Annotated in this window: 19 protein-coding genes; 6 read left to right on the top strand and 13 right to left on the bottom strand. The window is 73.5% G+C overall.

From position 1 onward, the window contains the following. From ABZ854_RS35595 to ABZ854_RS35535, 13 genes are all read right to left on the bottom strand, one after another. Positions 1-404: carboxyl transferase domain-containing protein (locus ABZ854_RS35595; RefSeq protein WP_361219763.1), on the bottom strand; the 404-nt coding region annotated here is incomplete at its 3' end. Between the two features lie 8 nt (positions 405-412). After that, positions 413-1,432, bottom strand: a complete 1,020-nt coding sequence (locus tag ABZ854_RS35590) for a Gfo/Idh/MocA family oxidoreductase (RefSeq protein ID WP_361219760.1) — start codon at positions 1,430-1,432, stop codon at positions 413-415. Further along, positions 1,422-2,834 carry an NDP-hexose 2,3-dehydratase family protein gene (locus tag ABZ854_RS35585; protein WP_361219757.1) on the bottom strand — a complete coding sequence of 471 codons (1,413 nt, stop codon included), beginning with the start codon at positions 2,832-2,834 and terminating at the stop codon, positions 1,422-1,424. The genes ABZ854_RS35590 and ABZ854_RS35585 overlap by 11 nt, the downstream gene beginning before the upstream one ends. Next, positions 2,831-3,592: an SDR family NAD(P)-dependent oxidoreductase gene (locus tag ABZ854_RS35580; RefSeq protein WP_361219755.1), complete on the bottom strand. Its 762-nt coding sequence runs from the start codon at positions 3,590-3,592 to the stop codon at positions 2,831-2,833. The genes ABZ854_RS35585 and ABZ854_RS35580 overlap by 4 nt, the downstream gene beginning before the upstream one ends. Before the next feature lie 62 nt (positions 3,593-3,654). Further along, the gene (gene rfbH, locus ABZ854_RS35575) at positions 3,655-4,959 is read right to left on the bottom strand and encodes a lipopolysaccharide biosynthesis protein RfbH (protein ID WP_361219752.1); all 1,305 of its coding nucleotides are present in this window, start codon (positions 4,957-4,959) and stop codon (positions 3,655-3,657) included. Positions 4,960-4,966: 7 nt separating this feature from the next. Next, the gene (locus ABZ854_RS35570) at positions 4,967-6,022 is read right to left on the bottom strand and encodes an NAD(P)-dependent oxidoreductase (protein ID WP_361219749.1); all 1,056 of its coding nucleotides are present in this window, start codon (positions 6,020-6,022) and stop codon (positions 4,967-4,969) included. Then, positions 6,019-6,741, bottom strand: coding sequence for a VC0807 family protein (locus tag ABZ854_RS35565; RefSeq protein ID WP_361219747.1), 723 nt, complete (start codon positions 6,739-6,741; stop codon positions 6,019-6,021). Before ABZ854_RS35565 ends, ABZ854_RS35570 begins: the two co-directional genes overlap by 4 nt. 14 nt (positions 6,742-6,755) lie before the next feature. Next, positions 6,756-7,574 carry an NAD-dependent epimerase/dehydratase family protein gene (locus ABZ854_RS35560; RefSeq protein ID WP_361219744.1) on the bottom strand — a complete coding sequence of 273 codons (819 nt, stop codon included), beginning with the start codon at positions 7,572-7,574 and terminating at the stop codon, positions 6,756-6,758. 94 nt (positions 7,575-7,668) lie between these two features. After that, complete coding sequence (locus ABZ854_RS35555) at positions 7,669-9,501, bottom strand: FAD-dependent oxidoreductase (RefSeq protein WP_361219741.1); 1,833 nt, start codon at positions 9,499-9,501, stop codon at positions 7,669-7,671. Beyond that, entirely contained in the window at positions 9,498-10,535 is a 1,038-nt protein-coding gene (rfbB, locus tag ABZ854_RS35550; protein ID WP_361219738.1) for a dTDP-glucose 4,6-dehydratase, read from the bottom strand. The genes ABZ854_RS35555 and rfbB overlap by 4 nt, the downstream gene beginning before the upstream one ends. Next, positions 10,532-11,599 (bottom strand): glucose-1-phosphate thymidylyltransferase, encoded by a 1,068-nt coding sequence (locus tag ABZ854_RS35545; RefSeq protein WP_361219735.1) that lies wholly within the window; start codon positions 11,597-11,599, stop codon positions 10,532-10,534. The genes rfbB and ABZ854_RS35545 overlap by 4 nt, the downstream gene beginning before the upstream one ends. 46 nt (positions 11,600-11,645) lie before the next feature. Continuing rightward, complete coding sequence (gene ssuE, locus ABZ854_RS35540) at positions 11,646-12,212, bottom strand: NADPH-dependent FMN reductase (protein WP_361219732.1); 567 nt, start codon at positions 12,210-12,212, stop codon at positions 11,646-11,648. 110 nt (positions 12,213-12,322) lie between these two features. Next, positions 12,323-13,435, bottom strand: a complete 1,113-nt coding sequence (locus ABZ854_RS35535) for a MupA/Atu3671 family FMN-dependent luciferase-like monooxygenase (protein WP_361219729.1) — start codon at positions 13,433-13,435, stop codon at positions 12,323-12,325. A 205-nt stretch (positions 13,436-13,640) separates the two neighbouring features. Between ABZ854_RS35535 and ABZ854_RS35530 the strand changes: the two genes are divergently transcribed. From ABZ854_RS35530 to ABZ854_RS35505, 6 genes are all read left to right on the top strand, one after another. After that, positions 13,641-14,669, top strand: coding sequence for a ketoacyl-ACP synthase III family protein (locus ABZ854_RS35530; RefSeq protein ID WP_129308664.1), 1,029 nt, complete (start codon positions 13,641-13,643; stop codon positions 14,667-14,669). A 68-nt stretch (positions 14,670-14,737) separates the two neighbouring features. After that, positions 14,738-16,234, top strand: a complete 1,497-nt coding sequence (locus tag ABZ854_RS35525) for a class I adenylate-forming enzyme family protein (RefSeq protein ID WP_361219766.1) — start codon at positions 14,738-14,740, stop codon at positions 16,232-16,234. Next, complete coding sequence (locus tag ABZ854_RS35520) at positions 16,231-16,509, top strand: phosphopantetheine-binding protein (RefSeq protein WP_361219726.1); 279 nt, start codon at positions 16,231-16,233, stop codon at positions 16,507-16,509. The genes ABZ854_RS35525 and ABZ854_RS35520 overlap by 4 nt, the downstream gene beginning before the upstream one ends. 157 nt (positions 16,510-16,666) lie before the next feature. Further along, the gene (locus tag ABZ854_RS35515) at positions 16,667-17,212 is read left to right on the top strand and encodes a hypothetical protein (RefSeq protein ID WP_361219723.1); all 546 of its coding nucleotides are present in this window, start codon (positions 16,667-16,669) and stop codon (positions 17,210-17,212) included. A 37-nt stretch (positions 17,213-17,249) separates the two neighbouring features. Continuing rightward, the gene (locus ABZ854_RS35510) at positions 17,250-18,791 is read left to right on the top strand and encodes an MFS transporter (protein WP_361219720.1); all 1,542 of its coding nucleotides are present in this window, start codon (positions 17,250-17,252) and stop codon (positions 18,789-18,791) included. 101 nt (positions 18,792-18,892) lie between these two features. After that, positions 18,893-20,053, top strand: a complete 1,161-nt coding sequence (locus tag ABZ854_RS35505; protein ID WP_361219718.1) for a nucleotide disphospho-sugar-binding domain-containing protein — start codon at positions 18,893-18,895, stop codon at positions 20,051-20,053. The last annotated feature ends 126 nt before the right edge of the window (positions 20,054-20,179 follow it).

Genomic DNA, 20,179 nt, shown 5'->3' with positions numbered 1-20,179 from the left:
GTACGGCCGTACACCTTGCCCCAGCCGATCAGGACACCGTCGGTGTGCGGCTTCTTCGCCTCCAGGCCGAAACCGGTGGCCCGATGCCGGCGCAGTGCTTCGAGTTCGGTGAACGTGCCCTCGTCGAAGAGGAGTTCCAGGCGTTCGCGGGCGGTGAGCTTGCCCTTGGCGTGCTGGACCTCGGTGGCGCGCTCACTCGGTCCGCCGCGGACCTTCTCGCGCAACTCGTCGAGCCGCTCCGTCAGTTCGTGGATGTCAGGAGCACGGGGCGGACTCGGCGGCGTGGGACGTGCCGGAGCCGAGGGCGGCGTGGGAGGCACCGGAGGCATGGGCGCCGTAGGCGGCGCAGGGGGCGCGGGGAAGGCGGCGGGGGCGGTGCGGGGGCGGTCGTCCAGGATGCTCATGGGCCTGTTCAGCTTCCTTCCGGTGCGGGGGCGAACTCCGCGATGGCGGCGAGGAGTCCGGCCTGTTCCAGGACCACGTCGGCGTCGACGGGGCCCGCGTGGGTGCGCACGGCCGTGACGAACTCGGCGACGGTCGCGGCGACCTGGTCGTGCGCGTCGAGGACGACGGGTGCGGTGCCGGTGGCGTGCTCGACGAGGAGCACCGGGTGGTGGTCGGCGGGAGGGGTGAAGGCGTTCTCGACGCGGATGCGGCCCCGGCTGCCCCACAGTTCGTAGGCGGAGCGGTAGGCGTGCCCGATGCCGAAGGTGACCTCGGCGATCACCCCGTCAGGGGCCTGGAGCAGGGCGGCGCCGGAGGTCTCCACGTCGTGTCCCTCGTCGCGGTGCAGGGCCGCGCCGGCGACGCGCAGGCCGCCGCCGAGGAGGTGCAGGGCGGCCCGCACCGGGTAGAGGCCGACCTCCCGCAGGGCGCCGCCGCCGAGGTCGGCGCGGTAGCGGATGTCGTCGCGGGGCAGTTCGGGGATGGCGAAGGAGGCGCTGACGGAGCGCAGGGTGCCGATCTCGCCGTCGGCGACCAGTTTGCGGACGGCGGCGTGCTGGGGGTGGTGGACGAACATGACGTTCTCCATCAGCACCAGTTGGCGGTCGGCCGCGAGCGTCATCAGGCGGCGGGCGGTGGCGGGGTCGGCGGCCAGCGGCTTCTCGGCCAGCACGTGCTTGCCCGCGCGCAGCGCCGCCTCGGCCCACTGGGCGTGCAGGGCCAGCGGCAGCGGTACGTAGACGGCGTCGACGTCGTCGCGGGCGAGGAGTTCCTCGTAGTCGCCGACGGGGGTGCAGCCCGGGTAGGGCGCGGCGCACTCGCGGGCCCGGTCGAGGTCGCGGCTGGCGACCGCCGTGAGCGCGGAGCCGGCACCGGCGGCGAAGGCCGGGAGCATCCGGCGGCGGGCGATGTCGGCACTGCCCAGCACCCCGAAACGCACCGGGCGGTCATGGATGTCGACCAGGCGATCGTCGGTGTCATGCGGCACGGTCGTGCCCTCCTTCTCGCGGCACGGCGGCCAGGGCGTTGAGGCAGGCCAGCAGGGTGCGGGCCTGGACGTTGAGGTAGTGGCCGTGCCGGACGAGGTCACTGAGCTGGGCGGGACCGGCCCACAGGAAGCCGTCCGGTTCCGGGGTGAGCGGGTCGTCGGTCTCCACCAGGAGGTAGCGTGCCTCGGCTTCGAGGAAGCGGCCGCCCTCCTCGGCGTGCACGGCGGAGTACCGGACGCGCTCGGGCGGCGCCGTCAGCACCTCGGTGAGGAACGGCGGGGACTCGTCGTGGTTGCCGGGGGTGCACTGCACGGTCGGTCCCAGCTCGACGGTGTCGCACAGGCCGGCCTCGGCGCGGGCGCTGACCAGGACGTGCGGCACGCCGTCGACGGTGCGGGTGAGGAAGGCGCAGACACCACGCCCGGCCGGGGCGATCAGGGGCTGGGTCCATTGCGTGACCTCGCGGCTGGCGGCGCGCACGCGGACCCCGACGACGTCGAAGAACCGGCCGTCGTCCCGGCCCACCCGGTCGGGGGTGCGGTGCCAGTCGGGCAGGGTGTCGAGGGGGACCCGGCGGGTGGTCAGGTCACGGCGGGCGCGGCGCTCGGTGAACCAGGAGACCAGCTCGGTGTCGGAGTGCGGGGCACGGTCGTGGGCGTAGGGGCTGGGGGCGGTGGCGAGGACCGTGCGGGCGTCCATGTTCACGACGTTGTCGAGGTGGAGCAGCCGCGCCAGCTGGCCGAGGGTGAGCCAGCAGAAGTCGTCGTGGAGTTCGACGTCCCCGACGGCCTCGACGATCATGTTGCGGTTGGTCTTCCGCCAGAACCAGGAGCCGTGTTCGGACTGCAGGACGTCGGTGAGGACGCGGCCGCGCGCGGGGTCCAGGAAGTACTCGATGTAGCGGACGCTCCGGCCCTGGTGGGCCTGGGTGTAGTTGGAGCGGGTGGCCTGCACGGTCGGTGAGAGCTGCACGAGCTGGGAGGCGGGGTTGCCGGGCTCCATCTTGGCCTGCATCAGGAAGTGCAGGACGCCGTCGAACTCCTTGACGAGGATGCCGAGTACGCCGACCTCGGGCTGGTCGATGAGGGGCTGCTGCCAGTCGCGGTAGGGGCCGGAGTCGGCGGTGGCGTGGACGCCGGTGACGGAGAAGAAGCGTCCGCTGCGGTGCACGAGGTCGCCGCTGTCCGGGGCGAACGTCCAGCCGTCGAGGGCGTCGAAGGGGACGCGTTCGACGCTGAACCTCCCGGCCCGCTCGCGCCGCCGGATCCAGTGCGGAACGTCGGCGGTGGCCAGCTGGACGCCCTCGGCGGCGGCCGAGCGGGCGAACCGGGCCGGCAGGTCCCGGTCGGCACGGGGGACGGTGGGCGTGGGGGCAGCGGGTACGGCTACGGGCGCGGTCATCGGCCGCCTCCCACCGTGAGGGCCTCGCCGGTGATGTTGCCGTTGGCCGGGGAACTCAGGAACACGACGGCGTCCGCCACTTCTTCCGGGGTGGTCAGGCGACCGGTGGGGGTCGCGGTGCGTTCGCGTTCGCGGACCGTCTCGGGAAGCGCGGCCAGCACGCGGTCGGTGGTGGTGAGCCCGGGGCAGACGACGTTCACCAGGACGCCGCTGTCCGCCAGGTCCCACATCAGGCTGCGGGCGAGGCCGTGCAGGGCGGCCTTGGCGGCGCCGTAGAACTCCTGCCCGCGGTTGCCGCCGAGCGCGTTGTGCGAGGACATCAGGACGATGCGGCCGAAGCCGCGCCGCCGCATCCCGGCGACCGCGTGCTGCACGGTCCGCAGCGCGGGCGTCAGGTTGCCCTCGACGACCGGGCGCCACTCGTCCTCGGGGACGTCCTCGAAGTGGGTGCCGGGGGCGCGGCGGGCACCGTAGCGGACGGCGTTGACGACGAGGACGTCGAGCACGCCCCAGCGCTGTTCGACGGCCGTGGTCGCGGCGCGTGCCGCGTCGGGGTCGGCGAGGTCGTAGGGCAGCGCGAACGCCCGGTCGTCGTGGGCGCCGAGTTCGGCGGCGAGCTTCTCGGCGCCCTCCCGGTCGGTGTGGTGCGCCACGGCGACTCGGGCGCCCTCCCGGGCGAAGGCGCGGGCCGTGGCACGGCCGATGCCTCCGGTGGCACCGGTGACCAGGACGGCGCGGCCGCTCAGTCCGAGGTCCATGAGACGGGGGGTCCTTTCGGGACGGGACAGGACGGGACGGGACGGGTCGGGGCGTACTGCCGTCAGAGGCGGGAGGCGACGAACTCGCGGACGGAGGCGGCGATGTAGTCGACCATCTCCTCGGTGAGCCCCGGGTAGATGCCGACCCAGAACGTGTGCTCCGTGATGATGTCGCTGTTGGTGAGGGAGCCGACGACTCGGTGCGGCTGGTCGACGTAGGCCGGCTGGCGGGTGAGGTTCCCGGCGAACAGCCGGCGGGTGCCGATCTTGCGGTCCTCCAGGAAGCTGACCAGCTCGGCCCGGCTGAAGGGGGCGCCGGGTTCGACGGTGAGCACGAAGCCGAACCAGCTCGGGTCGCTGCCCGGGGTGGCCTCGGGGAGGATCAGGTGCGGCACGTCCAGCAGGCCGTCGCGCAGCCGCTGCCAGTTGCTCTTGCGTGCGTCGATGAACGAGTCCAGCTTGTCCAGCTGGGTCAGTCCGAGCGCGGCCTGGAGGTCGGTGGCCTTCAGGTTGTAACCGACGTGCGAGAAAATGTACTTATGGTCGTAGCCGGCGGGCAGCGTGCCCATCTGGTAGCGGAACCGCTTGAGGCACTTGTTGGACTCGCCGGGCTCGCACCAGCAGTCCCGGCCCCAGTCGCGCAGCGACTCCACGATCCGGGCGAGCGCCAGGTTCGAGGTGAGCACGCAGCCGCCCTCGCCCATGGTCAGGTGGTGCGCCGGGTAGAAGCTGACGGTGGCCAGGTCGCCGAAGGTGCCGGTGAGCTGCCCGTTGTAGAGGGAGCCGACGGCGTCGCAGTTGTCCTCGATGAGGAACAGGTCGTGCTCTTCGGCGAGTTGGGCGATCTCGGCGACCGGGAAGGGGTTGCCGAGGGCGTGGGCGATGATGATCGCCTTCGTCTTCGGGCCGATGGCGGCGGCGACCCGGTCGGCGGTCGTGTTGTACGTCTTCAGGTCGACGTCGACGAAGACGGGCACGAGGCCGTTCTGCAGGATCGGGTTGACCGTGGTCGGGAAGCCCGCCGCCACGGTGATGACCTCGTCGCCGGGGCGCAGCCTGCGGTCCTCCAGGTGGGGCGAGGTCAGGGCGGTCAGCGCCAGCAGGTTGGCGGAGGAGCCCGAGTTGGTCAGGTGCGCCTTGCGCCGCCCCAGCCGGCGGGCGAACCGCGACTCGAACTTGCGGGAGCTGGTGCCGGCCGCGATCCGCAGATCGAGCGCTGCCTCCACGAGCGCCACCCGGTCGTCCTCGTCGAGCACGGCGCCCGACGGCCAGATCTCGGTGGTGCCCGGCACGAACGGGCGGGCCTCCTGCTGGTCCTGGTGGTACTTGCGCACCGCGTCGAGCACGAGCTCTCGGTGGTCGCTCATCTCTCCGTCACCTCCGTGATCGGTTCGGCACGGATTCCGCGCCCGTCGTCACGTCGGATCCTGCTCGGCCCTGCTCGAACGCTCCTCGATCCCCGATCGGGGTGCGCGGGAGCGCACCGCCTGACGCCTGCCGCAGCAGGTCGTCGATGCTCTCGTCGAGGGTGCGGCGGGGCCGTCGGCCGAGGTCGCGGGCGGCGGCCCGCACGGACAGCCGCTGCTGTCCGGCGTCGCCGCGGGACAGGGCGGCCCTGCCCTCCTCGACCAGTTCGACGGGCAGCCCGGAGCGTTCGACCATGCGCCGTACCAGCCCGCGGACGGGCACGGTGTCGCCGCTGCCGATGTTGAACACCCGGCCGCCGGGGTGGCGCCGGGCGTGGTCCAGGGCGGCGAGCACGGCGTCGGCGACATCGCGTACGTCGATGTAGTCGCGGTGCGCGGTGAGGGGGGCGAGGTGCAGCGGGGCGGGGCCGTCCGGGTCGCGGGCCGCGTCGGCGAGGTGGGCGGCGACGAGGCCGGGCAGGCTGGCGGTGGGTGCGCCGGGGCCGAGCATGTTGGACACGCGCAGGACGACGGCGCCGAACCGTGCGGCGTCGGCGGCGTCGAGCAGGGCGCGGGTGCCGCGCAGCTTGGTGACGCCGTAGGTGCCCGCGGGCCGGCACGGTGTGTCCTCGGTCTGCTCCGGGACGTTTTCGGACGCGGGACCGTATTCGTACACCGTGCCCAACTGGACGACCGGGGGACGCAGTTCGGGGGGCCGCCCGGTGACCGCCTCGGCGAGCACGGCGGGCAGGCGGGCGTTCAGGGCGTGCATGGCGTCGTCGCCGCACGCCCAGACGGCGCCGGCCGCGTTGACGACTGCGGCGGCGCCGGTCTCGTGCAGCAGCCCGGCGAGGGTGCCGGGGGTGACGTCGGCGAGGTCCAGGCGGTGGGGGCCGGGGGTGGAGCGGGACACGTCCACGGTGGGGAAGCCGTTCGCCTCCAGGGCCGTACGACAGTGGCGCCCGGCGAACCCCGTGCCGCCGAGCACCACCACCGGACCCGCGCCCCGCGCGGGGAGCGTCATGCCGTGTCCTGCCGCCGGGTGACCTCGGCCTCCAGGAGCTTCTCGGCCTCGTCGGACGTCTTGCCGGTGCCGAGCATCAGGACGGCGATCGCGCCGACCAGGATGACCGTCGACATCCACACCATGGTGTGCACGGGCAGGGTGTAGGCGCCGACGACGCGCAGGACGCAGTCGGCGAGCAGGCCCGCGCCCCACAGCTGCGTGGTGCGGGTGATGCCGGCGCGGAACCGGGGCTCGGTCGCACGCAGGTGCTCCCAGGCCGCCTCGCGCTCCGGCTTGCCCTTCGTCATGAACGGCCGCATCGCGCTCGCCATCAGCGGCTGCGAGGTGAACGCGGACACCAGGATGGACCCGCCGATCAGTCCGGTGCCCAGGGACTCCTTGGCCAGCATCAGCCGCGCGTCGCCGCTGATCAGGCTGATCGCGGCGCCGACGAGGGTGACGACCAGCATGAGCAGGGCCAGCCCGTTGACCCGGCGGTCGCGCACCAGGCCGTACACCGTGCGTACGGCGGGCACCGCACCGCTGAGCACCAGGGAGTCCACCGTGTTCAGGTGGGCGCCCTTGTTCAGCACGTAGTAGAGGACGAGGGGGACGGCCACGTCGATGAGCAGGGGGCGCAGCGCGGAGCCCGGCGCGCTCGGCCGGGGGGCACTGGACTGCGGGGTGGCTGGTGAATTCAACGGAGGACTCGCTTGCGGGCCGGCGTGGGGGGTCATGTCAGGGTTCTCCTTCATGTCGTACTGCCAAGGGTCCCCACCGGTACTTGAGTCGCGCTTGAGCCCGGGAGTCCGTCCGCCTGGGCCGCCGGGGGCACGTCCAGCGGGAACGACTCCAGGGCCCGCAGGTGGTATCCGTCGGTGCCGAAGCCGAGGTCGGCGACCTCCGGCACCAGGCCAAGCAGCTTGTCGGTGGAGATGGTGTGCTGCCCGCCCGTGTCGTGGAGTTCGCGCTGGGCCCGCACGCCGAGGCGCTGCTCCAGCCAGTCCACGATCCGCTCGACCGGGACGGCGTTGCCCGAGGCCACGTTGACCGTCTCGCCGCGCAGACCTCCCGCGAGGAGCCGGTCGACGACGGTCACCGCGTCGGCCACGGCGATCAGGTCGCGGCTCGCGCCCCGGTGGACCCGGACCCGCCCCTCGGCCACCTGCCGGGCCAGCATCGGCAGGAGCTGGTGGGCGGGCTGTCCGGGGCCGACCAGGTGTCCGAGGCGGAGCACGAGACAGTCGGCCCCGGACGCGGCGAGCCGCTCCTCCAGGTGGAGTTTGTGCCGGCCGTACGGGGTGCAGGGCTCGACGGGGACGTCCTCGCGGCCGGGGCCGGCGACCCTGCCGTACATGCCGGTGGACGCGGTGGAGAAGAACACCAGGCGGCGCCCGTCCGCCGCGCACCTGCGGGCCCAGGTGAGGACGAGGTCGAGCTCGCGGCGGAAGTCGGCGTCCGAGGTTCCGTCGGCCCAGGACACCCCGGCCGCCAGGACGACGGTGTCGGGGTGCCGGGCGGCCAGAGGGGCTAGGTTCCGGGCGAGAAACCCGTTTCCCACGATGTGCATGGCTCGGTCCTGATCTGCGAGGAGACGGTGGTCACGGGGCGGGTGCGAGGGCGGGTGCGGCGGCGGGCCGGGGCTGCGGGGGGGCAGAGGCCGCTCAGGTCGTGGCCCGGGCGGGCCGCCGCGGCGCGGGGATCGTCGCGGTCCGCGCGGCCGGCGGGGACAGCGCCCGCACCGCCATGGCGACGGCCGCCGCGGTGGCCATGTCGGCGCACGCGGCAGCCCCTGCGGCGAGCGTGGCGAGGGCGGCGACAGGGTCTACGGCGGGCTCGGCGGGGCCGGCCTCCGGAGCGTCGGCTTCGGGGGCCTCGGCTTCGGTCCGGGCCACCGGGGCGGTCGCGCTCAGCCCCAGCCGGTGCAGGGCCTCGCGCGGGGCGGTGCCCGTGACGTCGTCGCCGGTCGCGGCCACGTAGCCGTCGGGGCGGAGCAGCAGCCAGGCGCCGTCCACAAGGCCGAGGTCGCCCCTCAAGTCACCCTTGTGGTCGTAGAGTTCGGCGGTCGTACGGACGTTGAGCAGCGGGCCGTAGGCGTCCTGGAGGGCGCGCAGGGCCGGTTCGTCCTGGGGGCGGGCCGCGCACAGCAGGGTGGGTTCGGGGGTGCGCAGTTCCGCGAGGAACGCGCGCCAGGCCGCCGAGGTGTCGTACCGTCCGGCCGTGACCCGGGAGGCGCGCGAACCGGCCGGGACGGCGGTGGAGGCCGTCGTGTCCGGAGTGGTGAGCGGGGAGTCCTCGTAGCGCAGGTCGAGGGCCGACATGCCGCCCATGATCTTGCGTTCGATCTTCGACTTGAGCGGGCGGACGGTGCGTACGACGGTGAACATGGCCCGCAGCGCGGCCGCCGCGTAGCGGTTCTTGAGCTGCACGAGGATCGTGGCGAACCGGGTGGAGGCGAGCAGGCCCGCGCCGACCGGGACCCGCTCGGCGCTGTAGGTGTCCAGCAACGCCTGCTCGGACGCGCCCCGTTGGACCAGGGCAAGCTTCCAGGCGAGGTTGTAGGCGTCCTGCACGCCGGTGTTCATGCCCTGTCCGGAGGCGGGGCTGTGCACGTGGGCGGCGTCACCGGCGACGAAGCAGCGGCCCGCGCGCATGGTCGGGATCATGCGCTGCTGGATCGTGAACACCGAGACCCAGCTGGGCGGTTCGACGGTGACCGTACGGCCGGTGCCCGCGCCGATCTTGCGGGCGAACCGGCGGGCGACGGCCTCGTCGTCGCCGTCGTACGTCGCGTCCCGGGTGTCGAGCAGGCGCCACTTGCCCTCGTCGGGGAACGGCACCAGCATCACCGTTCCCTCCCGGGTGCGCATCCAGTGGATGCTGTCGGCCGGCAGGTCGGTGTGGACGACGGCGTCGGCGATCAGCCAGGTCTCGCTGGAGTCGCCGACCAGCTGAAGCCCGAGCTGCTTGCGCACGGTGGAGTGGCCGCCGTCCGTGCCGAGCAGCCAGGCGGCCCGCACGGTCTCGGTCTCGCCGTTCTCGTGCCGGAGCGTGGCCGTCACACCGTCGCCGGTGTCCTCGAACCCGGTCAGCCGGGTGTCCCACTCGACCGGGACGCCGCGCCGCTCGGCCGCCGTGCGCAGCACGTCCTCGGTGACGGCCTGGTCGACCATGAGGGTGTACGGGAAGCGGGTGGGCAGCCGGCTGTAGTCGGTGTCGAAGCGGATGAGGCGGCGGCCGTGCTGGTGCAGCGTGAAGTGCTCGACGCGGCGGCCGCGCGGCAGCAGCTCGTCGACCACGCCCATCTGGTCGTACGTCTCCAGGGTGCGGGCGTGCGTGGCGAGCGCCCGGGAGGTGACGGCGGGGCCGTGCGCGGCGTCGACCAGCCGGACGGTGAGGCCGTGCCGGGCCAGTTCGTGGGCGGCGGTGAGGCCGACGGGGCCGGCCCCGACGATCAGGACGTCGAGGGTGGTCGTGTCGGTGTCGGTTCCGCTCATGCCACCGGCTCCTGTGTCCGCGCGGGCTGGGAAGGGGCCGTGGCCGACGCCGACTTGACGGCCTTCCACCAGCCCGGGTTGTCCCGGTACCAGGCGACGGTCTCGGCGATGCCCTGCTCGAAGGGGATGCGGGGGGCGTAGCCAAGCTCGTCGCGGATCTTCGACTCGTCGAGGGAGTAGCGCAGGTCGTGGCCCTTGCGGTCGGCGACGCGGCGGACGCTGGAGAAGTCGCTGCCGGTCAGTTCGAGCAGCTGCTCGGTGATCTGCCGGTTGGTGCGCTCGTTGCCGCCGCCGACGTTGTAGATCTCGCCGGCCCGGCCCCGGTTCAGGACGAGGTGGATGGCCCGGCAGTGGTCGTCGACGTGCAGCCACTCCCGGATGTTGGCGCCCTCCCCGTACAGCGGGACGCTCTCGCCCTCCAGGAGGTTGGTGACGAACAGCGGGATGAGCTTCTCGGGGTGCTGGTAGGGGCCGTAGTTGTTGGAGCAGCGGGTGATGGAGACGTTCAGGCCGTGGGTGCGCCAGTAGGCGCGGGCCACCAGGTCGGAGGACGCCTTGGAGGCGGCGTACGGCGAGTTGGGGGCCAGCGGCCAGGTCTCGGTCCACGAGCCCTCGTCGATGGAGCCGTACACCTCGTCCGTGGAGACGTGCACGAACCGCTGGACGCCGGCTCGCAGGCAGGCCTCCAGGAGGGTCTGGGTGCCGAGCACGTTCGTCCGGACGAACTCGGCGCCGGAGGCGACGGAGCGGTCCACGTGGGACTCGGCCGCGAAGTGCACGACGGCGTCGTGGCCCGGCAGCAGGTCGTCCAGGAGCGCCGCGTCGCAGATGTCGCCGCGGACGAAGGTGAGCCGGGGGTGGGCGGCGGGGAGGTTCTCCCGGTTGCCCGCGTAGGTCAGCTTGTCGAGGACGGTGACGTCGGCGCCGGCGTAGGCGTCGGGCGCGTCCCCGGGTGTGTCGTAGCCGTCCTTCAGGAGCGAGCGCACGTAGTGCGAGCCGATGAAACCGGCGCCGCCGGTGACCAGGATCTTCATGCCGCGACCTCTATCCGGGTGTGGTCGCCGACGACCAGCCGGTGCCGGCGCGTGACCAGGTCGCCGCTGCTGACGGCGGCCGAGCGGCCGATGACCGAGCCGTGCACGGCGTGCACCCCGCTGACCGAGGCGCCGTCGAGGGCGATGGAGTACGAGATGTGGGTGGAGCTGAGGGTGACGTCGCCGCCGATGGAGGTGTGCGGGCCGACGTTGCTGTCCTCGATGACACTGCCGGGGCCGATGACCGCCGGGCCCTCGATGAAGGAGCGGACGATCCGGGCGCCGGGCGCGACCGAGACCGGGCCGATCAGGACGCTCTCCTCGTCGACCTCTCCGTCGACGCTGCGCACGAGCTGGTCCAGGAGCTGCCGGTTGCAGTCCAGGACGTCCTCGACGCGGCCGGTGTCCTTCCAGTAGCCGGTGTACTCGGTGGCGCGCACCTCCGAGCCGCGGGCGACCAGCCACTGCACGGCGTCGGTGATCTCCAGTTCGCCACGCGCGCTGGGCTCGATGGAGTCCACCGCCTCGTGGACGGCGGAGGTGAAGAAGTAGACGCCGATCATGGCGAGGTCGCTGCGCGGTTCCTGCGGCTTCTCCACGAGCCGGGTCACCCTCCCGTCGGCGTCCAGCTCGGCGACGCCGAAGGCGCGCGGGTCGGCGACCTTCTGCACGACGACCTGCGCGGCGGGCCGGTGTGTACGGAACTGTTCGGCGGCCTCCACGACGCCGTCGGGCAGCATGTTGTCGCCCAGGTACATCACGAAGTCGTCGTCGCCGAGGAAGCCTCGGGCGACCTGCACCGCGTGCGCGAGGCCGCGCGGCGCGTCCTGCCGCAGATACGTCAGGGACAGGCCGAGTCCGGCGCCGTCGCCGAGCGCGTCGACGATGTCGGGTTCGCGGTCGCCGACGATCAGACCGATCTCGGTGACGCCGAGGTCCTTGATGCCGGACAGGACGTGCTCCAGGACCGGCTTGTTGGCGATGGGGATGAGCTGTTTGGGCATGGAGTGGCTGAAGGGGCGCAACCGGGTGCCCGTTCCTCCGGCCAGCACAAGTGCCTTCATCGGGGCTCCTCTTGTGGGGAGTGGTTGGGTTTCAGTACGGCGGTTCTCAGGCGGCGACCGTCAGCGGGACGCGCGGCGCGGGCGCGGCGAGCAGCGCGGTCAGCTGGGCCACGGCCTCGTCGAGGCGTTCCAGCGCGGCGGGGCCGGGGCGGCGGGCGCCGGTCACCGGGTCGGTGTGCGCGGTGTCGGCCGGCACGAACACGGCGTCGGTGATGGCGGCGGGCCGCATGGAGGCGAGGACCGGGCGCAGCCCGTAGTCCAGGGCGAGGGCGTGGGCCATCGACCCGCCGGACGCCAGCGGCAGCACCGGCTTGCCGCGCAGCGCGTACTGCGGCAGCACGTCGAGGAACGCCTTCAGCAGACCGGAGTACGCGGCCTTGTACACGGGCGTCGCCACGACCACGGCATCGGCGGCGGCGACCCGCCGCAGCGCGTCCCGCAGCTCCGGATCACCGGTGTCCCCACTGAGCAGCGCGGCGGCCGGCAACTCCCGCACGACAAGGGTCTCCACCCGGCACCCGGCCGCCACCAGCCCGTCGGCGGCCACCCCGAGCACCTCATGAGTGAACGACCCGACCGAGGGACTACCGGACACGGCAAGAATGGTCGGCATGCTCAACTACCTCTCTTTGTAAGCAGGTTGAACTGAAGAAGGGGCGCGGGGAACTGCGCGACCAGCCCCCACGGGCCCGCAGCCGCACGACGGCGGAACGGGGCACCCCCTCAGGCAGCCGTAGCCACAGCCGCCGGCAAGGCGAACCGTGCCTGCAACGCGCCGACATGCTCCAGCGAAGCCAGCACCTGCCCCGGCTCCCCCACGAAATCGACCAGACAGGCAATCTCATCGGCCCCGGCCGCCCGGACCCTCTCCGCGGTGACGGCCGCCTCCTCCACGGACCCGATCAACGAGTTGCCGTCGAGATACCGGTTCACCCCGAGGTCCGCCAGCTTCCGCCGCGCGGCGTCGGCGCCCAGCACCGCACGCCCCTGCTTCCCCCCGCTCATCCGGCCGCCGGCGCTGACCGCGCGGGACTCCAGGTCGATCGCGGTGAGCAGGTAGTCGCGCAGCCACGCGCCGCCGGTGCTGCGCGCCTCCTCGGCGTCGTCGGCGAGGTAGGTGTGCATCATCACGGTGACCTTGCCGCGGCCGGGGACCGGTGAGGCGGCGCGCGCCTCCCGGTAGAGGGCGACCTTCTCGGTGAGGGACTCCGGGTCCTGGTTCTCCAGGTGGGTCAGCACGTTGCAGCCCATCCGGCCCGCCTCCCTGAAGGTGTCCTCGCTGCGGGAGGCGGTGACCCAGATCTCCAGCTCGCGCTGGACGGGCCGCGGGTAGATGTCGATGTCGACGTCCTTGCCGAACGGGTCGGTGCCGTGCCAGACGCCGGTGCGCCAGGCCTCGCGCAGGGCGTGCACGTCGCTGATCATGCGGGCGCGCCGGCCGTGGTACTCCTGCGGGGCGAGCACGAAGTCGTTGACGTTCCAGCCGGAGCCGACCGAGATCGCCGCGCGGCCGCCGGACAGGCCGTCGACCATCGCGAAGTCCTCGGCGACCCGGGCGGTGGGGTGCAGCGGGGTGACGACGCTGCCCGCCCTGATCTGCACGCGCTCGGTGACCGCGGCGATCGCGGCGGAGGTGACGGCGGGGTTCGGGAAGGCGCCGCCGAAGCGGTGGAAGTGGCGCTCGGGCGTGGAGACGAACCCCAGGCCGAGCGCGTCGGCGCGGCGGGCGCAGTCGAGCATGAGGTCGTACGTCTCGCGGACCCGGTCGCCGAGCGCCGCGAAGAAGAACACGCCGAAGTCGAGCGGCCCACCCGGGCGCCGGTGGCTCGCGTTCACAGATTGCCTCCCTCTGGAAGGGCCGCCGGTGGCCCGTGGAACGGATGCGCCCACCGTGGCGCCGTCACCTCGACGGCCGCTGGACCGCAGATCGGGCCGTACACCCGTGCGGAACGGCTCAAGGGCGCTTCGAGCGGGTGCCGCGACACTCCCGTTGCAGTCCTGCGGGACGGCCAACGGCCAACAGCCAACGGGAGGAGAGTTCATGCGCTGGGACGACATGCACGTCGCCGCGGTGGGCACCTGGCTGCCCGAGCCCGTCCAAGCGGCGGACGCGGTGCGCGAGGGCCGGTACACGAAGGAGCGGTACGAGACCTTCGACTACGCGTCCGTGCTGCGCAGCGAGGACGTGGCGCCGCCCGACATGGCCGTGTTCGCCGCGGAGACGGCGCTGAAGCGGTCGGGTGTCGACCCGTCCGAGTTCAGTCTGCTGCTGCACGGCAGCCTCTGGTTCCAGGGCCTGGACATCTGGCCGGCCGCCAGTTACATCGCGCAGCGCACCGTGGGCCGGCACGTGCCGGCGATGGACGTGCAGCAGCGCTGCAACATCGGGGTGAGCGGCATCGAGCTGGCCGCCGCCCACCTCACGTCGGGGCTGCGCGGCGGCAGCGCGGTGATGCTGACGACCGCCGACCGGTGGAGCGGGCCCGCGGTCAACCGCTGGGGCCTGCACGACATGAGCGCGTACGGCGACGGAGGCACCGCGGTCGTCGTGTCCCGGCGCGGCGGTTTCGCCCGGCTGCTCGCCACGGCCACCGCGGCGGACAACTCGCTGGAGGGTCTGACGCGGGGCGACGAACCGTTCCGTACGGCGTCCCCGGCGGCCGGGACCCCGGTCGACCTGACCGCGCGCTCGGCCGCGTACGCCGCCCGGCACGACGAGGCCGAGCTGACCATGCGGATCGCCCGGACGATGCTGCGGGCCAAGAAGGAGGCGCTCGCCGACGCCGGGCTGACCACCGCCGACCTGGCGAAGGTCGTCACGCCGGCGACGGGCCGCCGCAAGGGCGACCACCAGGTGCACCACCTGCTCGGCGTCACCGAGGAGCAGACCACCTGGTCGTACGGGCGCACCACCGGCCATGTCGGCGGCGGCGACTGGGCCGCGGGCCTCGCCCATCTGATCGACACCCGGGCGGTCGCGCCCGGCGACCACGTCATGCTGTTCGGCGGCGGTGCGGGCTACACCTGCACGGCGGCCGTCCTGGAGATCACGGAGGTGCCCCAGTGGTGACCGCCCTGGAGCCGCAGACCACCGCAGTCACCGCAGGCGCCGCAGCCTGGGGCGAGGCGCCCGGCACGTTGCCCGGCCTGCTCGCCGCGGCCGTCGCCGAGTGCCCGTCGGCACCCGCCGTCCGGGACGAGACCGGTGGCTGGACGTATGCCGAACTCGACGCGCACAGCCGGGCGTTCGCCGCCTGGCTCGCGGCGCGCGGGGTGCGGCGCGGGGAGCGGGTGCTGGTGCGGGCGGGCAACACCCGCGCGTTCGTGGCGGCCCTGTTCGGCATCCTGCGGCACGGCGCGGTGTGCGTGCCGGTGAACCCGGCGATGAAGCGCTTCCACCTGTCGTCCGTGGTCGCCGACAGCGCCCCGGTGCTGCTGCTCGGGCGCGGCGAGGACCTGGCGCTGCTCGCGGAGCTGACCGACCGGCCGGTGCACGACCTGGAGGAGGTCCACGCCGGCCTGGACCCGGCCGAAGCCCCCGCGCAGGACCAGGACCCCTCCCCCGACGACCTCGCCCTGCTGATCTACACCTCCGGCTCGACGTCCGCTCCCAAGGCCGTGGTCAGCCCGCACGCGCCGTGCGTGTTCGCGGCCCGCGCCATCGCCGAGGTGCTGCGCTACCGCGCCGACGACGTGGTCCTGGTGGCGATCCCGCTCTCCTTCGACTACGGCCTCTACCAGATCTTCCTGTCCGTGCTGGCCCGCGCCCAGGTCGTCCTGACGTCCCCGCAGCGGCAGTTGAAGCTGCTGGGCACCCTGCGCGAGCACGGCGTGACCGTCGTACCGGTGGTGCCCTCGCTCGCCGAGATGCTGCTGCGGCTGGCCGGACGCGACAAGGGCGCCGACCCGCTGCCGGTGCGGCTGTTCACCAACACCGGCGCGGCGCTGACCCAGCCGGTCATCGCCGCCCTGCGCCGCACGTTCCCGCACGCCCGGGTGTCGCCGATGTTCGGCACCACCGAGTGCAAGCGCATCACCGTCCTGGAGCCGGACGGCGACCTCGCGAAACCCGGTTCGGTGGGCCCCGCGCTGCCCGGCACCGAGGTGCTGATCCTCGACGAGGACGGGCGGGCCCTGCCGGCCGGCGAGGTCGGCGAGATCGCGGTGCGCGGACCGCACGTCATGGCCGGGTACTGGCAGGCCCCGGAGATCACCGCGCAGCGCTTCCGCCCCGACCCGGTGACCGGCGAGGTCACCCTGCACACCGGTGACTACGGTCACCTCGACACCGACAGCCACCTGTACTTCCAGGGCCGCCGCGACGACCTGTTCAAGCGGCGCGGCAACCGGATGAGCGTCCTGGAGATCGAGAGCGCCGCACTGGACGTGCCCGGGGTCGAGGCGGCCTGCGCGGTGCCGCCCGGCGACGGCTTCGACCTGACGCTGTTCGCCGTGACCCGGCTGTCCCCCGCCGAGCTGGCGGAGCGGCTGGCCGAACGGCTGGAGGACGCCAAGGTGCCCGGCGAGTGCCGGGTGCTGCCCGCGCTCCCGCTGACCCCCAACGGCAAGACCGACCGGCAGCTGCTGCGCGCCCGCGCCGCGGCCCCCGAACCGACCGACCAGGAGACGTCATGACCACCATCGCCGCCCCGGCCTGGGATGCCCGTTTCGAGCGGCTGCTGACCGCCGTCCTGCCCGGCACCGCCCGCGACACGCGGCTCGCCCCCGGCCTCGAACTGAAGAAGGCGGGCCTGGACTCCCTGGCGACCGTCGAACTGCTCGTGTCGCTGGAGGAGGAGTACGGCGTCGAGCTGCCCGAATCGGCCCTGAACAGCGCGACGTTCGCGACGCCGGCCGCGCTCTGGGAGACCCTCACCCGGCACGGCGCCGCCCCGGCCGCCCACGTCTGACCCACCGACCCACCCGATTACCCGACACCCCCCACAGGAGAGATCTCATGGGCATCAACTTCGTGCACACCGGCATCGCCCTCGTCGTCGTGTTCATCCTCGCGGGCGCCGTCAAGCTCGTGCGCCGCAACAAGCGGTAACCGCCATGCGCGTCCTGATGACCACCACACCGGTGCCCGCGCACCTGGCACAACTGGTGCCGCTCGCGCGGGCCCTGCGGGGCGCCGGCCATCAGGTCCTGGTGGCAGGGCAGCCGGACGTACGGGAGGTCGCCGAGGCGGCGGGCCTCGAACTGGCCGTCGTAGGCGGCCGGTTCCACCCCGAGGACCATCCCGACCTGGCCACCGACCCCAAACCCCTGGTGGGGCACGCCCGTTATCTGACCCCCCGCTATCTGGAGACGGCCCGCGACTGGCGGCCCGACCTGATCGTCGGCTCCCGCCTGGAGTACGCGTCGCTCGTCGTGGCGGGGGCGCTGGGCATCCCCGTCGCACACCAGCGCGATCCCGACCCGGCCGCCGACGCGCTCGGCGACTCGCTGCGCGGTGTCGCCGCGTTCTTCCTCGGCGGACTGTGCCGGCGGGCCGGGCTGAGCGCCCTGCCCGTGCCGCACCTGCTGTCCGCCGACGAGGAGCCCGGCCGTCTCGTCGCCGTACTGGAGCGGCCGGCCTCGCAGCACACCCCACGGAGGACTCCCGCATGACCTGGACCCATCCCGCCTGCCCGCCGGGCGGCCCGGTATGAACGGCAAGCAAGTCCGCCTGTTCGTCGCGGGCGCCCTCGCCGCCATGCTGCTGTCGTTCCTCGACGAGAACATCGTCACGAGCGCCGCCTGGCAGATCACCCGGCACCTCGATCCGGCCCACGGCCTGGACCGGCTGCCGTGGCTCGTCACCGCGTACGTCCTCGCGGCCACCGCGAGCCAGCCGCTGTACGGCAAGTTCTGCGACCTGTACGGACCCAAGCCGGTCTACCTGTTCGCCGTCTGTGTCTTCCTGCTCGGCAGCGCGGCCTGCGGACTCGCCCAGTCCATGGGCGAGTTGATCGCGTTCCGCGCGGTGCAGGGGCTGGGCGGCGGCGGCCTGATGTCGGTCACGCTGATCATCATCGCGACCCTGCTGCCCGCCCGGAGCCGCACTTCGGGCGCCGGCCTGGGCGGCGGCCTGGTCGCCCTCGGCATCGTCGCCGGACCGCTGCTCGGCGGGTTCCTGTGCCAGTACCTGTCGTGGCGCTGGATCTTCTACGTCAACCTGCCGCTCGGCCTGCTGACCATCGTGGGCACGGTGTTCGGCCTGCGGATGCCGGAGCGCGAGCGCGGTGAGCAGCGGGTCGACGTGCTCGGCGCCGCCCTGGTCACGGCGGGTGCGACGGCGCTGCTGCTGCTGGCCCGCTGGGGCGGCGGCACCTACGCCTGGACGTCGCCGGTGATCCTCACGCTCGGTGCGGCGGCCGTGCTGCTCGTCGTGGTGTTCTGCTGGTGGCAGACGCGGGCCGCCGACCCGATCCTGCCGATGTCCCTGTTCACCGACCCGGTGTTCCGGGTTGCGGCGCCCCTGCAGTTCGTCGGCGGGTTCACCGTGCTCGCCGTGCCCGTGTTCGTGGTCACCTACCTCCAGGTCGCCCGCGGCGTGAGCGCGCAGGCCTCCGGCATCCGGCTCGCCCCGATGGCGATCGGGGTGCTCGTGGTGATGATGGTGTCGGGGCGGTTGATCCCCCGGTTCGGCCGGTTCAAGCCGGTGCTCGTCGTCAACGCCTCCGTCGCGGTGATCGCCCTCGCCCTGTTCGGCCTGATCCGCGCGGACACCACGAGCCTGACGGTCGGCCTGCTGCTGATCCCGCTCGGCTTCGGCCTCGGCGGCGTGGTCCAGGTGGTGCTCCAGACGGCGCAGGCCGCGGCCCCGGAGGACCGGCTCGGGGTGGTCACCTCGGGCACCCGGTTCTTCATGACACTGGGCAGCGCCTTCGGTACGGCCCTCCTCGGCGAGGTGCTCTCGCACCGGCTGACCGCGCTCGCTCCCGGCGGCATGCCGGGCCCGGGACACGCCCGGAACCAGGTGTACGCGTCCGCCACGTCCACGACGTTCCTGGTCGCGGCGGGTGTGATGGTGCTCGGCCTGCTGCTCGCCCTCGCCATGCCGGACGTCGCCTTCGACGCCTCCGACGGCGCCGACGATGCCGACAGCGCCGACGCGCCGGCCGAGGACGCCTCGGGCGCCGCGGAGCAGCCCGTCGGCTCCGCCGGACCGCACGACCGTACGGAACCGGCCGTTCAGGCGGCCTGACCCCACACCACCAGCCCGCGACGCCCCGCCCGGCCCCCCTCCGCGCGGGGCGTCGCCCATGCCCGCACCCACCCCTTCCCCCCCGGCCGACAGGAGGCCCCATGCGCGTCCTCATGCTCAACACCCCGGTCCCCACCCACTTCTCCCCGCTCCTGCCGCTCGCCTGGGCGCTGCGCGGCGAGGGGCACGAGGTGGTCGCCGCCGTACAGCCCGACGTCGTGGACACCGCGCTGACGGCGGGTCTGCACACCGTGTCGATCGGCGACCCGTACCACGTGGAGGACCTGCTCTCCGGCGGTCTCCCGCCGGGCAAACGGCCCCGCGAGGTGCGCCCGCGGCCGGACGCGGCCGGGCTCGCGGGCGGCGCGAAGGTGTGGCAGATGCACGCCAAATACCTGGTGGAGGAGCACCTGGCGGTCGCCCGCCGCTACCGCCCGGACCTGATCGTCGCCGACATGATGGAGTACTCGTCGCTGATCGTCGGCGGTGTGCTCGGCGTTCCGGTCGTCCACCACCGCTGGGGCCTGGACCCGTTCACCACGGGCGCCCGGGCCGCCGCCCGCGAGGCGCTGGGCCCGCTGTGCCGGCGCCTGGGCCTGCCCGGCCTGCCCGACCCGGACGTCGTGCTCGACCCCTCCCCCGCCGCGCTGCGGCTGCCGGAAACCTCGCCGGGCACCCCCATCCGCTACGTCCCCTCCAACGGGCCCGCGGTCCTGCCGGACTGGCTGTACGACGGGCCTGCCGCGGACCGGCGCCGGGTCGTCGTCTCGCTCGGTACCAGCACCCTCGACCTCGGGGGCCTGCCGCTGCTCAGCCACGTGCTGCGGGCCTTCGCCGACCTGCCGGGCACCGAGGCCCTGGCGACCGTGCCGGGCCGGCTGCGGGAATCGCTCACCGGGCTGCCGCCCAACGTGCGGCTCATCGACCCGGTACCGCTGCGCCCGCTGCTCGACAGCTGCGCGGCCGTCGTCCACCACGGGGGCGCCGGCACGCTGTTCACGGCGACCGACGCGGGCCTGCCGCAGCTGGTGCTGCCGCAGATCATGGACCAGTTCCCGCACGGCGACGCGCTGGTCTCGGCAGGCGCGGGCCTGACGCTGGCGGAGGCCGCCGACCAGGACGACCCGGGCCAGGTGGCCGCCGCCGTACGGAAGTTGCTGGACGACCCGTCCTACGCCTCGGCCGCCGAGGGACTCGCCGGCGCGATCGCCGCGATGCCGTCGCCGGGTCAGGTGGCCCGGGACCTCGCCCGGCTGGTGTGACGCCCACGACGACGGAGGGCCGGACCCCGATCCGGGGTGCCGCAGCCAGTCGTGCAGGACCTGCTGCCGGTAGACGATGGCGTCGGGGCCGGCGAGGGGGGCGAGCGTGACGTGGCGGGCCGTGTC

The sequence above is a fragment of the Streptomyces sp. NPDC047028 genome (assembly GCF_040644095.1).
Taxonomy (GTDB): domain Bacteria; phylum Actinomycetota; class Actinomycetes; order Streptomycetales; family Streptomycetaceae; genus Streptomyces.
Note: the sequence above shows the minus strand (reverse complement) of the source record. Positions and strands in the feature narration are given on the sequence as shown.

Excerpts from the sequence above, each read along its gene's own strand:
- ABZ854_RS35520 (WP_361219726.1), top strand. The coding sequence starts at position 16,231 with ATGACCACCATCGCCGCCCCGGCCTGGGATGCCCGTTTCGAGCGGCTG.
- ssuE (WP_361219732.1), bottom strand. The coding sequence starts at position 12,212 with ATGCCGACCATTCTTGCCGTGTCCGGTAGTCCCTCGGTCGGGTCGTTC.
- ABZ854_RS35560 (WP_361219744.1), bottom strand. The coding sequence starts at position 7,574 with ATGCACATCGTGGGAAACGGGTTTCTCGCCCGGAACCTAGCCCCTCTG.
- ABZ854_RS35585 (WP_361219757.1), bottom strand. The coding sequence starts at position 2,834 with ATGACCGCGCCCGTAGCCGTACCCGCTGCCCCCACGCCCACCGTCCCC.
- ABZ854_RS35505 (WP_361219718.1), top strand. The coding sequence starts at position 18,893 with ATGCGCGTCCTCATGCTCAACACCCCGGTCCCCACCCACTTCTCCCCG.
- ABZ854_RS35510 (WP_361219720.1), top strand. The coding sequence starts at position 17,250 with ATGAACGGCAAGCAAGTCCGCCTGTTCGTCGCGGGCGCCCTCGCCGCC.
- ABZ854_RS35515 (WP_361219723.1), top strand. The coding sequence starts at position 16,667 with ATGACCACCACACCGGTGCCCGCGCACCTGGCACAACTGGTGCCGCTC.
- rfbB (WP_361219738.1), bottom strand. The coding sequence starts at position 10,535 with ATGAAGATCCTGGTCACCGGCGGCGCCGGTTTCATCGGCTCGCACTAC.
- ABZ854_RS35545 (WP_361219735.1), bottom strand. The coding sequence starts at position 11,599 with ATGAAGGCACTTGTGCTGGCCGGAGGAACGGGCACCCGGTTGCGCCCC.
- rfbH (WP_361219752.1), bottom strand. The coding sequence starts at position 4,959 with ATGAGCGACCACCGAGAGCTCGTGCTCGACGCGGTGCGCAAGTACCAC.
- ABZ854_RS35570 (WP_361219749.1), bottom strand. The coding sequence starts at position 6,022 with ATGACGCTCCCCGCGCGGGGCGCGGGTCCGGTGGTGGTGCTCGGCGGC.
- ABZ854_RS35580 (WP_361219755.1), bottom strand. The coding sequence starts at position 3,592 with ATGGACCTCGGACTGAGCGGCCGCGCCGTCCTGGTCACCGGTGCCACC.
- ABZ854_RS35530 (WP_129308664.1), top strand. The coding sequence starts at position 13,641 with ATGCGCTGGGACGACATGCACGTCGCCGCGGTGGGCACCTGGCTGCCC.
- ABZ854_RS35565 (WP_361219747.1), bottom strand. The coding sequence starts at position 6,741 with ATGACCCCCCACGCCGGCCCGCAAGCGAGTCCTCCGTTGAATTCACCA.
- ABZ854_RS35555 (WP_361219741.1), bottom strand. The coding sequence starts at position 9,501 with ATGAGCGGAACCGACACCGACACGACCACCCTCGACGTCCTGATCGTC.